Source organism: Halobacteriovorax sp. BALOs_7, assembly GCF_003612895.1.
GTDB classification, from domain to species: domain Bacteria; phylum Bdellovibrionota; class Bacteriovoracia; order Bacteriovoracales; family Bacteriovoracaceae; genus Halobacteriovorax_A; species Halobacteriovorax_A vibrionivorans.
Genome location: NZ_CP027772.1, coordinates 1,000,897 through 1,012,631 on the forward strand (window position 1 = coordinate 1,000,897; position 11,735 = coordinate 1,012,631).

Sequence of the window (11,735 nt, forward strand, 5' to 3'; positions counted from 1 at the left end):
TTAATATATGTTAAAAGCATGTATCTTATTCTTATTTGTGACCATTCACACTTTTGCGTTTTCACCTCCTTCTGAGCATATCCGTAAGAGTCGTTGGGATGTTTCTCCAATCCAAATCAAATTCTTAGCTACTTTCTTTGCTATCGAATTAGTGACATATTCCATAATTTCCCCTGAATTTGTAAAACAAGAAATCGATAGTAGTGATTACGACTTTAACGAAGATGATATTGAAGTTCCTGTATGGGCATACCAACTAGGTAATCATGGGCCTGAAGTTTTAACAGCTGGAATGTATGGATACTATTTATTTGGAAATGATGAATACGCTTTTGAAAAAGCATTTGTTTTTACTGAGTCTATGCTCATTTCTCAGGGGATAACTTTTGGTACAAAGTATGCTGTAAATAAACAGCGCCCAGATGAATCTAATTATCTTTCGTTTCCAAGTGGTCATACAACTCATGCTTTTACTGTTGGGATGTGGATGAGTATGGATATTTATCGAAGCGAGAAGTTTCATGAAAATATTTACATTGCATCTCTACCACTTATTTACGCTTCATATATTGGCTGGACTCGTATTGATGCAAATAAACATAGCTTCAAAGATGTCGCTACTGGGGCCCTTATAGGATCTCTGACGAGTTATTTCATGTACGAGTTTCACTTTGATGAAAATGGAAAGTATCGATTTAATAATAAGAATGGAGCAATTCTAACTCCAACTGTTGATCCTATTCGTAACCGTTACGGTCTAAGCATTGGGGTTTCTCTATGAATTATCTAATTTCTATTCTATTGATCTTCTTCTCTTTTTCATCAATGGCCCAACTTAAGAGTCTAGACTACTTATATCGCTTCCCTGAAAAGGGTGGGAGTGTAGTAGAATATTCTATCTATTGGTCATTGGATGAAATGGAATTTGATGATCGATCTGGTGGCGTTGAAGAATTCTTTGAGGTTGATCGCTCTGTTCTGGTTGCTGGGATTAACTATAGGTATTCAATATCGGATCGTTTTCTTATTGCTTTTAGTACTCATGCTGAAGTAGCTGATTTTGATACTCATCTAGAAGATGAAAATGATAGTGAAACACCTGAGAAGAGTCCTTTTGCATTCTATGATCCAAGCATTGATTTACGTTATCGATTAATTCAAGAAAATGAAGTCTTCTTTGATATTGAAGCCTCTATTGTATGGGGTGCTACTAATTCTTCTAAAACTCCTTTAAATAGAACAGTAAGTCCTTTTGATGGACAAGAATACTATAAGATTGCTGCGTATACTGGTATTGATTTTAATACTTTTTCATTTATGGGTGTCATTGGTGCTAACTTCTACAATGGTGGTGTTAATCAGTCAGAATTTAATAATGAACGATTAAAGGCACAAGACAGTTCTCAGGTTCTGTTGGGCTTTCTGGGACAAGCTAAAGTGACAAAGAATATAAGAGCGACTGTTGGCTTCAATTTTCTTTCGGCCGACGCTTTTGACCTCACTGGTGTGACAGAGAGAGTTAATGTGGATCAATCAACTCAACAAAATTATTACATAGAATTTGACTATCTTAAGTTTCAAAATAGTTTAGGTATTATAAGCTTTAAAGTTAATCAACGTATTGATCGTTATAATTTACTTATAAATAACAATGATCTCTATGTTGCAGATAATACTTTTTTAGATTTTATATTTAAAGTTGAAAAGTGGTTCTAATGAGTCTTTTATTGGCCTTTGCTTTTTTTATAAGCTGTGGTGGCGAAACTGTAATTCAAAGAGAAGCAAATACTTGTGTGACAAGTGATAAGTTTCCAAAGACCTATATTGTTATGAGACAGTGGGGTTGGGATATTTGGTTAAAAGAAGCAGGTGTTAAGGATGCACGCACTCTTCGCTATGTAAATGATAAGAAGTGGCGACAAGTGGAGTGCCCAAAATGAAACAAGTCCTATATTTCTTATTTCTATTTATTTTTTTATCGAGCTGTAGTTATCGTGAAACTATTCTACGTAAGGCACCTGACTTCCTCAGTGACAAAATTGAAGACTATTTAGAATTAGATGAGGCGCAGGAAGAAGAACTTCGCTCTCAGGTAACATCTTCATTTTTTGAGCATCATAAAGAAGTAATCATCTTAAGAAAAATCTTAGCTGATTATGATATAACGAAAGACTCTCTAAGAAAGCAAGTCGTGAATGGATATCCTCCGTATTCTCGTGTTCTAAAAGATGTAAATGCTATTTCTATTGAAGTGCTCTCTAAGCTTGATAGTAAGCAAAGAAAGGAGCTTGTTGAAAAACAGAAAAAAGCAAATGAAAAAAGAGAAACTGATCTTAAAAGCTATAAAAAGCGAGGAGTCGATAGGCTTTCAAGATTGTTTGGTGAATTAACACCCAAGCAAGATATATTAGTGGAAAAGCTTGTTGTGGATTACTTAAAGAAGAAGGAAAATCTTAAGGCTTCAAGTGCTTGGAGAAAGAAATTTGTCGAGACATTAAAGATAGATGATCAAATAGCTTACCAAGAAGCATTGAAAAGAAACTTTAGTGATGTAGAGAATTTAAAGCAAGTTTTAAAAGACAATGAATACTTCTTTAAATTCTTTGATGAATTTCAAAAATCCTTAACAAGTAAACAAGTCGAAAAATTTAATAAGAAGAAACAAGAGGTTCTGGCCTGGATTGATCTATATTTAAAAATATATAAGACTCCTATAAATCATACCTAAGACGCATTAGTAGTGACTGATTGGCCAGAATTACTCGTCCATCAAGCTCAGATTCAAAAATTGTGTTATCTTCATCTAGTTTTATATCGATTTTAAATGCTTCGATACCTAGTCCTAGGAAAAAACCGTTATCAAATCGATAGTCAGCATAGAGATTATTAGAAAAGACCTTTCCAGAAAAGCTACCTATCTTAATATAGAAGAGATTTAACTCACTATTAAAAATCCATTTTTGAGTTAAGTTAATCTCAGCTTTGAGTTTAAATGTTGGTAATGGTGCAACAAAGCTATTCTTGGTCTTTGTTTGTCCTGATTCACCAACACCTACTTCAATAGGCATGACATAGAATCCAGCACCACCTGAGAGGTTGATTCGATCATCAAGAAAGAATGAGTAAGCATAGAAGAGTCTTATGATATCAAAGTTAAATACTGAGTCGATGAGTGTTCCAGTTGGGATTGTTTGCTCATTACCATCTTTATCCTCATATTTTATATCTTCAGCAAGTACTTTTCTTCCACTACGATGATACTGATACCAGGAAAATGCCATAATATGCTTTTTATTATCACTAAAGCGCCAGTCATAGTTTAGGAGAAACTTAATTTTGTATTTAAATTTTATTAATCGATACTATAGAGAAGCTCATCAATTTGCTTTTCATCTTCCTCTTTAGAAGGAGCTTTTGCTAGTACTTCTTTTGCAGCGTTAATCTCTTCTTGTGTAGAGCTTTCGTCTGCTAGTACTTTTCTTGCTTCTTTTTCTTTTGCAATTCTCTCATCTCTGGCCTTACTGAAGTTAACAATCTTATTTCCTTCAGCAAGTACTTCATCATAAGATATACCACCCATCTTTCTCTCTGATGGTGTCTGAGGTAAGAATATATAATCAGTTCTTTTTAGCTTTAATCGCTTACTTTGATAAACCATTGCTTTAGCAAAAGACTCAAATGCTTTTCTGGGTACGTAATGCTCAGAATCTCTTTTTAGAATATAACGTAATTGAGATAATTTCGATGCATCAGTTCCATCTTTTGGCGCTTTTTGGCTAAGTGGTAGATAAAATTGGTAGTCAAGGATATTACTAATAGCAAACTCATGTGCTCCCTTGATTCCAATTTCTCTCATTGTATCATTAGAAGTCGTTGTACAATTATAAAATGGAGTAATTTCTAGACCCTCTTCTGTACGTACTCGATGTAGTTGTTCTTCAAAGATATCACGAACTTTCATCATATCTTCTTTTGAGCGAGCATAGCCAATTAGTGTATAAGTTGGACGGTAATTAACCTGTCCTTGAATTAGGTGACCAAAGTAACTTACTAGGTCTGTATTACTAGCAAGAACCTCTTTTTCACCTTTAAAGTAAAAATTAAATGTTTCACCTTTTATTGATAAGTCTTTTTGAACTTCTCCCATTCCAATAGCAAAGTGTCCTGCTGCTGAGCCTGGAATATCTCCTTGTCGTCCACTTAAAGTGACAACAAAAACGTGATCTCCTGGAGTGGCCTGATAATTATCACGATGACGAATTGTTCCTCTAAATGGCACAAGTGATTGTGAGTTTTTATTCTTTGGCATTTCTTTAAGAATGTATTTTAAAGGATTCTTTTCGAATTTCTTATTTGCTGGATATGGATTATCACCAACAGTGAAAAGGTTTGCAGGAATAATTGCATTAATTATATATGTATTGTCTTCCATGTGACCTTGAGTGTGGACTTTCTTTCCTACAAAATAGTCACGTGATTTTTTATCAAATTTTGTTCCGTAAATCTTCTTTGTTCTTCCAAACTCAGCCTTTTGATCATTAAGATAGAATGAACCATCGGCACTTTTTGTAAGAACTCCAACTCGATCTTCTAAGTCGGCAACAACTCTTGGCATCTTATCAATAATAAGATTATTCTCAGAGATCTCACCATCAAACTCAAAGACATAATCAGGAGAGTTGACTAGGACTTTATCGAGATACTTGTTGTAGCGTTTAGGGAATTTTAATTGTGTAACTTTGAAGTTGTCGACTTGGCCATCAATATGGATTTTTGCTTTCACAACACCATCTTTCTTAAATAACTTTCCACGGTAGCTTTCAGCTTGTGTATTTGTACTGAAAACGACTAATGTCATTAAAGCTAGGCAACAGATATTCTTCATCGTCTTTCTCCCTAATTGTGATTTACGATTGGATTTTTCTATTTCATATATAAATGCAATAGATATGCCAAGTTCATATCGTGATTATAGGGTGTTAGCAAATAATTGAATGTTTAGTTATTGAAAAGTGTTTAGGAAATAAACAGTGGGCCAAGGAATTTGGCCCACGATATAGACAAGTATTATAGTTGCTTGTTGATGAAATCTCTAATCTCAGACATAGACATCATATCATCTGGATCAATACAGAATTCAAGACGATCGTTAGCGATGCGTATTTCGTTAGCAACATCTGCTGTTGAAACTTTAGCATCTTCAGAGCGCTTGTCATTTAAGTCTTCTGTAAATTCTGCAAGAGTTGTCCCTGTTACTTTTGGTGCAAGTTGTGCATCTTCGATAAGCTTAATTTGCCCGCTGAAGTTTCTTCTACTTGAGTCTAGAACACCAGAGGCAGCAAGCGTACTTGATGAACCGTAGTAAACAGCTTCAGTTGCTGAAGTAATACCATCATGAATAATATCTAGAGCGATAAGATCAATGATAACATTATCTGAATCTGCTAAAACAGCTGTTCCTGCTGCAATTGTTGATGATGCAAGCTCAGTTCCACCCCAGGCAAGTGCTACACCTGTTGTACTAAGTGCTGCTGCCGTACCAATTGCTTTATCAGTAGGTGCATCATTTCTTTCTTTGTAAAGCTCAAGACAATTTGCTTGTGCTGCTGTTGTTGCAATAGAGCATAGTAGCCCAAGTGCTAAAAGTGATTTTTTCATTGTTCCTCCTAAAATTACCATCTCTCATGTAAAAGATAGAATCGTTTTTGATGATCTAGTATTTCTTTGTTAACTAATAGTCCTTCGTATGGTTCAGTGTAGACACGAACTCTTCTTTTTGTTCGATGATCGCGTTTCCACTTAATAATTTCTCTTTTAGAAAGCTTTTGTCCTTCTTCTTGAATCTTTGCTAAAGTACCTTTTCCATAAAATGACTCTAAGCTTGTCTTGATTTCAGACTCGCATTTTGAGTTATTACAAATTTCATAGAGGTTAGCTGGAACCTTTTCTAGGCCATGTAATTCATCAAATCCAATACGGTCTGTTTTCTTGATAAAGGCCTTGTATTCATTAAAGGCAGCTAGGTCAAATGATACAATCTCATTTAGTTTTCTAATTTCATTAAGACTTAGCTTATTAATTAGCACTTTAACTTGTTCTGGTTTTATGTCGTATCGAAGTTGATCAATATCTTTAAGATCAAGTATCTCAACAACTTTTTCTTTTAATTCTCTTAGTGATTTAATCTTAATAATTGGATAAGGATTAACTAATGCTCTTTTTAAGTACTTTGGTAGAGCTAGTGGGATTCTTCCTTTTATACCAAGGCTCTTATGATATGGAAGTCCTACTTGTTTAAAGAAGTTTACAAGTGCTCCAGCACAATTATTTGCAAAGAAAGTATAATCTCCCAAATCACTACTTTGTGGAAGGTCATAAAGAAGAGGAAAGATTTCTTCTACTGTTGTCTTTACTTGTCCTTCAGTTTTCTTTGGAATTGCTGATAGGGCATAGATTGACCCTGTTTGCGACCTCAGTGGCAGGATTCCATATTGTCCCTGGCCATATTTTTCACTAGAGTAGTTTTTAAGTTTTTCAACAGTTTCTTGCATTACACCTTTATGTGTTTCAATGCGGTGTTTAGCGATCTGTCGCCATTGTTCTTTTAACTCGTTAATTACGTTATTTCTGATTTCTTCATTTGAGATAATAATGTATCGATCAAGATCTCTTTTTTGTCTGTTATTGTATTCATCCATAAAAAGACGAAGACTTTTGACTTGAGGAAATACTGGGTATCCACCAAAAATACCTTTTACATAGTTGAGCTTTACACTATCGACATTTGCTACAAAACTTAGAACAACATCATCAGATTCAGTTCCAATATCATCAACAAAACGAAGCATCGTGTGACCAAAGCCACTTTCAATATTTGACCAAGAACTTGATGCAATAATAAGCTCTAAGCCTATAATTCGACCGGCATCATGACGCCTAAATAGGCGTTGAAAGAAGCGACCATTCTCATTTAATAAGTCCTGATAATTTGCAGACCAGTTGATTCGATTAATTTTCTTCTTGCGCTCTTTTTCTTTGCGACGTTCTTTCATTCTTTCACGTTGTCTTTCACGAAAGTCTGAGTCGCTGTGTCTGGCATGGGCCTGTAAGCTTGAAATTAATGTAGTTAGTACTACTAAAAGTAGTGCGGTTCTCTTCATCTAATTCTCCAAATATTCCCTGTTAATATAGGTTATTTAGAGATTCAGATGAGTATGATTGTAAAAGTTTTTAGGGGTGTAAATTTAATGAACAGGTTTAAATCGTTGAATTTATGAAGTCGATATCCAGGCCTTGCTCTTTAAAGTGCTCTCTTAAGTAGAGCTTTCTTGCTTGATTAGGTCCTTTTTCAATTAGCCCAAAGACAACTTCTTTTAAAGTAGCAAAAGCATAATTGTGATAATTTTCATCATTAATTTGTATTGAATTAACTTTTTTCTTAGGTGTACCAAATGCAGATCCCATGAGTGAAGCCGCAATGGAAGAGGTTTCTTCTTGTTTACCAGCACTTTCATCCATAATTGTTTGTGCCAGTTTTATCTCTTGTGCATTAACATCTCTAAAAGTGATATCGTTATTCTTAAGAGTGAATCCATATGGGCAGTGAAGACAGCTTGTTCGACAGCAAGAACCTCGGTTTCTTAAAAATTGTGATGTCTTAACCTCTAAGCCTTCATCATTAGTATATGTAAGTTTTTGATTTGAATCCATAAATCGATATTAGCCTTTAAAGAAACTCTTGTCGAGAGTTCTTACTTTGTGGCCAGATGCTTTTCTGCTCGCCAAATACCAATTAAGCTCAAACCAGAACTCATGGAAGTGACATTATTACCCTTTAAAAAGATTGTTGTGGGTGTGGACTTTACTTGGAGCTTTCTCGTTGCATAAGGAGAATTTATGAAACGAAACTTATATGGACTTTGATTAATAAAGCGACGTACTTTTACACCTGTTTCAAATGCGTTAATAGCGTAGATTGATTGTGGATTGATTTTTCCTTCCAATACTGAGTCATGGAGTCTTTGCATTTCAACTTTACATGGCCCACACCACGTTGCCCAAAAGATCGCAATAGAGTGATCCTTCTCATTTTGAGACGGAAAGTTGATCTTCTCATTTGTTCTGATATCAAGATATTCTTTTGGATTGAGATTAGAGCCCTCTTTCTTAAAGTTATTCATGACAGCAGGCGCCTGCTTGTAAATTATAAACCCAAGCAGCATGAGACTGATAAAATTGGTGGCAAAATTCCACTTCTTTTTCATGGCAAATATTTTAGCATGATCTTAAATAGAAGTGATTAATTAAATCCTAATTTTTGACACCTCTCTAAGTTACTAGAAGTACAGTAAGCTACGACTAATAAATAGACGCTACTTAAGGAATGTAGTATTTAATAAACATGAATAAAGAAGAACTTGAAAAGAGATTAGTCGATCTTGAAGAAAAATTTTGTCATCAAGATCATTTATTAGGCCAACTAAATGAAGTTGTAACAAAGCAAGAGTTTATCATTGATGAATTAGTTGCACATGTTAAGAATCTCGTGGCTGCCCAGAGCGACGGTCCTGCTGAGCAGATGACACTTGAGAATCTTAAAGACTTTAAGCCACCACATTACTAGAGGCAAAAAATGATTAAACTCGAAGAAATTTATCAGGGGCTACGAGAGTTTAAACAGCTAACAGGTCGCCCTCAACAAACTCCAGGTGCACACTTTTCTAAAGTTACACCTGAGAAAGCACCTAATCCCAAATTACTTTGTTGGAGTAATGGCCTAGCTTCTGCCATGGGAATTAAAGATTCAGATAAAGAACTTTGGATTAAACTTTTAAGTGGTAATCAAGATAATTATATTCCAACTCCGATTGCTGCTCGCTACGGTGGCCATCAGTTTGGACATTGGGCCGGACAGCTTGGTGATGGCAGGGCCATGAGCCTTGGTCAATTAAATGGGATGGAAATTCAACTGAAAGGAGCAGGTCTAACTCCTTATTCAAGGGGAGCAGACGGTAAGGCCGTTCTTCGCTCATCACTTAGAGAATATATTTGCTCTGAAGCAATGTTTCATTTAGGAGTTCCAACCACAAGGGCATTAAGCCTTGTTGAGACCGGAGAGGATGTCCTTAGGGATATGTTCTATGATGGAAATGCTGCTTACGAGAAAGGAGCTATTTGTACTAGAATTGCACCTAGTTTCTTGAGGTTTGGGAATTATCAAATACATGCGGCCAACCATGAACTCGAAGAATTAAAAGAACTTGTCGATTATACGATAGAAAATTATTTTCCTGGCATGTCCATTAAGGAAATGTTTGGTGAGGTTGTGCGCCGAACTGCTTATCTCATGAGTGAATGGATGCGTGTTGGCTTTGTTCATGGAGTGATGAATACTGACAACTTATCAATGCTAGGACTTACTATCGACTATGGGCCTTATGGTTGGCTTGATAGATTCGATCCTAATTGGACACCAAATACAACTGACTTTAGAGAAAAACGTTACCGATTTATTAATCAAGTCAATATTGCATATTGGAATCTTGCTCAATTAAAAGAGGCGCTTCAGACTGTTTGTCTTGATAACCTCGATGCACAACTGGATAGCTTTCCTGATAATTTCCATCACTTCTATCAAGATATTCAAGCAAAGAAAGTTGGACTTAAAACCTGTGAGCGTCAATTTATAGATGAACTCTTTGATCTTCAATATGATCTTCAAGCAGATATGACCCTCTTTTATCGCAGCTTAATGGATGTGATGGAGGGCAAAGAAGTTGACTGGCAAAGCATCTTCTATAAAGACTTAACTAATGATGATAGAAATCGTCTGGATATGTGGTTAAAGAAATGGCAAAGGGAGCAAAAGCTTCAAAGAGTAGATCCTATGATTGCCTATGGAGTTATGAACGAATCAAACCCTGTCTTTATTCCAAGAAATTATATCGTTCAACTTGTTCTTGATGACCTAGAAAATGGTGATGAAACAAGTCTACGTAATTTAGAGCAGGCGATTTTGAATCCATATGAATTAAATGAGTTCACGAGACCTTTTTATAAAAAAGCTCCTGAGTGGTCGACTTCACGACCAGGATGCTCAACTCTAAGTTGTTCAAGCTAATTTAGGGCCTAGTTGCAAAATTGTGCAGGAGCTCGCTTCCAAGTCGGCTCACATTGTGTGATCCATTTTCCGCTATCATAGTGAGCGTATCCAAACCACCACATAACGTGATCGTTGTCTTTAAGCTCAACTTCGTTTGGATAAACCTCTGGACTTAGGCCATTTACTGAGTAACACCATCCATGAGCATTCATTTGAGTATCACTTAAGACCTCCATGGCATCAATTCCTGTTGGAGTATCAAAGATGGAATTCATTCCTCGTTGTGTACCCTTATGAGGGATTTGATAAGTATTTAGAAGCTTAATTGTTGCACTTCCAACTGTTGCACCATTATCTAGTTGCATTTGGGTTTCAAATAGAGCGGCTCTTTCACATGGGCCAACAAATTCAAAAGTTGCAGCAAGGTTAAAAGTTGAAATAAGTGCTAAAAGTGCAAATTTATACATAATCTCTCCTAAATATATGGCTTTGTAACATTCGATGTTTTCATTGCCATGGCGCTATGCGCAAGCGTATGATTTTTTACATGTCTAAATATGTTTGGGGTAGTGAAGAGACCCAATACTTCTTCAAATTAAATCCAGAGGCCATCTTGGATGCTATTGACGCTGTGGGCTTTAAAACCACTGGCCGTTGTTTACCTTTAAATAGTATCGAAAATCGTGTTTATGAAATTGAAGTTGATCGACCTGAAAGTGAGATAAAGTCACCAAGTGATAATTTTATCGTGGCCAAATTCTATCGTCCTGGACGTTGGACAAAGGAACAAATACGAGATGAACACGACTTTTTAAATGACCTTGTGGAAGCAGAAGTTCCAGTGATTCCACCACTAAATATTGATGGTGAAACTCTATTTGAAATGCCTGATCATAAGATTTTGTATTGCCTTTATGAAAAGAGAGGGGGACGAAACCCTGAAGAAATGAATGAAGAGCAACTTGAAATAATGGGACGCTCACTTGCTCGTATCCATAGTGTTGGTGCTCTTAAGGCGGCCGAACATCGAATAAAACTCACTCCTGAATCTTACGGAGAAGCTAATCTTAACTACTTAAAGTCTACGGACTATATTCCTGCAGATATCAGAGAAAGCTTCATTACAATTTGTGATCAGATCATTCGTGAATCAAAGCCTCTCTTTGAGAATATGAACTTTCAAAGAGTTCATGGTGACTTTCACAAAGGAAATATCATTTTAAGAGGTGATGATTCTTACTTTGTTGACTTTGATGATATGGTAATGGGCCCAGTTGTTCAGGATGTATGGCCGATTTGTCCAGGGGATGATCAACAATCGATTATCGATCGAAATATATTTCTAGAGGCATATGATAGCATTCGCTCATTTCCTTATGAGCAGCTAAAATTAATTCCTTCTCTTCGTGCACTACGCCTCATTCACTTTAGTGCATGGATTGCGAAGCGATGGGACGATCCGTCATTTAAATATACTTTTGGCTACTTTGAGTCGCCTAATTATTGGTACGGCCAAATGAATGATTTAAGGGCCTTACTAAGTAAGATTATAGAAGTTAAGAATCCATACGTTTACTAGACGAATTCATATCTTTGCGAGAAAATTTAGTTCTAATCACTAAAATTTTATGAG

The 11,735-nt window shown here is 35.9% G+C and carries 14 protein-coding genes; 7 read left to right on the forward strand and 7 right to left on the reverse strand.

Annotated features, from left to right (window positions below; all coding sequences use genetic code 11):
• Nucleotides 1-7 precede the first annotated feature (7 nt).
• From BALOs_RS04935 to BALOs_RS04950, 4 genes are read left to right on the forward strand one after another with little or no spacing between them, the layout of a single operon-like run.
• Nucleotides 8-781: a phosphatase PAP2 family protein gene (locus BALOs_RS04935; RefSeq protein ID WP_120404472.1), complete on the forward strand. Its 774-nt coding sequence runs from the start codon at nt 8-10 to the stop codon at nt 779-781.
• Nucleotides 778-1,716, forward strand: coding sequence for a hypothetical protein (locus BALOs_RS04940; protein ID WP_120404473.1), 939 nt, complete (start codon nt 778-780; stop codon nt 1,714-1,716). Before BALOs_RS04935 ends, BALOs_RS04940 begins: the two co-directional genes overlap by 4 nt.
• The gene (locus BALOs_RS04945; protein ID WP_115360890.1) at nt 1,716-1,940 is read left to right on the forward strand and encodes a hypothetical protein; all 225 of its coding nucleotides are present in this window, start codon (nt 1,716-1,718) and stop codon (nt 1,938-1,940) included. The genes BALOs_RS04940 and BALOs_RS04945 overlap by 1 nt, the downstream gene beginning before the upstream one ends.
• Nucleotides 1,937-2,728 (forward strand): hypothetical protein, encoded by a 792-nt coding sequence (locus BALOs_RS04950; protein WP_120404474.1) that lies wholly within the window; start codon nt 1,937-1,939, stop codon nt 2,726-2,728. Before BALOs_RS04945 ends, BALOs_RS04950 begins: the two co-directional genes overlap by 4 nt.
• Here the strand turns inward: BALOs_RS04950 and BALOs_RS04955 are convergent.
• The 6 genes from BALOs_RS04955 to BALOs_RS04980 form a co-directional block, all read right to left on the reverse strand.
• A complete protein-coding gene (locus BALOs_RS04955) occupies nt 2,712-3,281 on the reverse strand; it encodes a hypothetical protein (RefSeq protein WP_120404475.1) in 570 nt (189 codons plus the stop codon). The two genes, BALOs_RS04950 and BALOs_RS04955, sit on opposite strands and share 17 nt — an antisense overlap.
• A gap of 71 nt (nt 3,282-3,352) precedes the next feature.
• Nucleotides 3,353-4,885 carry a hypothetical protein gene (locus tag BALOs_RS04960; protein WP_120404476.1) on the reverse strand — a complete coding sequence of 511 codons (1,533 nt, stop codon included), beginning with the start codon at nt 4,883-4,885 and terminating at the stop codon, nt 3,353-3,355.
• A 182-nt stretch (nt 4,886-5,067) separates the two neighbouring features.
• On the reverse strand, nt 5,068-5,658 hold the full coding sequence (locus BALOs_RS04965; protein ID WP_115360880.1) for a hypothetical protein: 591 nt from the start codon (nt 5,656-5,658) through the stop codon (nt 5,068-5,070).
• A 14-nt stretch (nt 5,659-5,672) separates the two neighbouring features.
• Nucleotides 5,673-7,160 carry a DUF4105 domain-containing protein gene (locus BALOs_RS04970; RefSeq protein ID WP_120404477.1) on the reverse strand — a complete coding sequence of 496 codons (1,488 nt, stop codon included), beginning with the start codon at nt 7,158-7,160 and terminating at the stop codon, nt 5,673-5,675.
• Nucleotides 7,161-7,257: 97 nt separating this feature from the next.
• Nucleotides 7,258-7,710 (reverse strand): DUF5522 domain-containing protein, encoded by a 453-nt coding sequence (locus tag BALOs_RS04975; protein WP_120404478.1) that lies wholly within the window; start codon nt 7,708-7,710, stop codon nt 7,258-7,260.
• A gap of 41 nt (nt 7,711-7,751) precedes the next feature.
• Entirely contained in the window at nt 7,752-8,180 is a 429-nt protein-coding gene (locus BALOs_RS04980; RefSeq protein ID WP_115360874.1) for a TlpA disulfide reductase family protein, read from the reverse strand.
• Nucleotides 8,181-8,401: 221 nt separating this feature from the next.
• Between BALOs_RS04980 and BALOs_RS04985 the strand changes: the two genes are divergently transcribed.
• Together BALOs_RS04985 and BALOs_RS04990 are read left to right on the forward strand one after the other, a co-directional pair.
• Complete coding sequence (locus tag BALOs_RS04985) at nt 8,402-8,623, forward strand: SlyX family protein (RefSeq protein ID WP_115360872.1); 222 nt, start codon at nt 8,402-8,404, stop codon at nt 8,621-8,623.
• A 9-nt stretch (nt 8,624-8,632) separates the two neighbouring features.
• The gene (locus BALOs_RS04990) at nt 8,633-10,120 is read left to right on the forward strand and encodes a YdiU family protein (RefSeq protein WP_120404479.1); all 1,488 of its coding nucleotides are present in this window, start codon (nt 8,633-8,635) and stop codon (nt 10,118-10,120) included.
• Between the two features lie 8 nt (nt 10,121-10,128).
• Here the strand turns inward: BALOs_RS04990 and BALOs_RS04995 are convergent, their stop codons facing one another.
• A complete protein-coding gene (locus tag BALOs_RS04995; RefSeq protein WP_115360868.1) occupies nt 10,129-10,569 on the reverse strand; it encodes a DUF4430 domain-containing protein in 441 nt (146 codons plus the stop codon).
• Between the two features lie 80 nt (nt 10,570-10,649).
• Here BALOs_RS04995 and BALOs_RS05000 point away from each other — a divergent pair, with 80 nt between their 5' ends.
• Complete coding sequence (locus BALOs_RS05000; protein ID WP_162929555.1) at nt 10,650-11,681, forward strand: serine/threonine protein kinase; 1,032 nt, start codon at nt 10,650-10,652, stop codon at nt 11,679-11,681.
• Nucleotides 11,682-11,735: the final 54 nt, after the last annotated feature.

Coding starts and splice junctions, on each gene's coding strand:
- BALOs_RS04935 (WP_120404472.1), top strand. CDS start 8: ATGTTAAAAGCATGTATCTTATTCTTATTTGTGACCATTCACACTTTT.
- BALOs_RS04965 (WP_115360880.1), bottom strand. CDS start 5,658: ATGAAAAAATCACTTTTAGCACTTGGGCTACTATGCTCTATTGCAACA.
- BALOs_RS04990 (WP_120404479.1), top strand. CDS start 8,633: ATGATTAAACTCGAAGAAATTTATCAGGGGCTACGAGAGTTTAAACAG.
- BALOs_RS04940 (WP_120404473.1), top strand. CDS start 778: ATGAATTATCTAATTTCTATTCTATTGATCTTCTTCTCTTTTTCATCA.
- BALOs_RS04980 (WP_115360874.1), bottom strand. CDS start 8,180: ATGAATAACTTTAAGAAAGAGGGCTCTAATCTCAATCCAAAAGAATAT.
- BALOs_RS04945 (WP_115360890.1), top strand. CDS start 1,716: ATGAGTCTTTTATTGGCCTTTGCTTTTTTTATAAGCTGTGGTGGCGAA.
- BALOs_RS04975 (WP_120404478.1), bottom strand. CDS start 7,710: ATGGATTCAAATCAAAAACTTACATATACTAATGATGAAGGCTTAGAG.
- BALOs_RS04995 (WP_115360868.1), bottom strand. CDS start 10,569: ATGTATAAATTTGCACTTTTAGCACTTATTTCAACTTTTAACCTTGCT.
- BALOs_RS05000 (WP_162929555.1), top strand. CDS start 10,650: ATGTCTAAATATGTTTGGGGTAGTGAAGAGACCCAATACTTCTTCAAA.
- BALOs_RS04960 (WP_120404476.1), bottom strand. CDS start 4,885: ATGAAGAATATCTGTTGCCTAGCTTTAATGACATTAGTCGTTTTCAGT.
- BALOs_RS04955 (WP_120404475.1), bottom strand. CDS start 3,281: ATGGCATTTTCCTGGTATCAGTATCATCGTAGTGGAAGAAAAGTACTT.
- BALOs_RS04970 (WP_120404477.1), bottom strand. CDS start 7,160: ATGAAGAGAACCGCACTACTTTTAGTAGTACTAACTACATTAATTTCA.
- BALOs_RS04950 (WP_120404474.1), top strand. CDS start 1,937: ATGAAACAAGTCCTATATTTCTTATTTCTATTTATTTTTTTATCGAGC.
- BALOs_RS04985 (WP_115360872.1), top strand. CDS start 8,402: ATGAATAAAGAAGAACTTGAAAAGAGATTAGTCGATCTTGAAGAAAAA.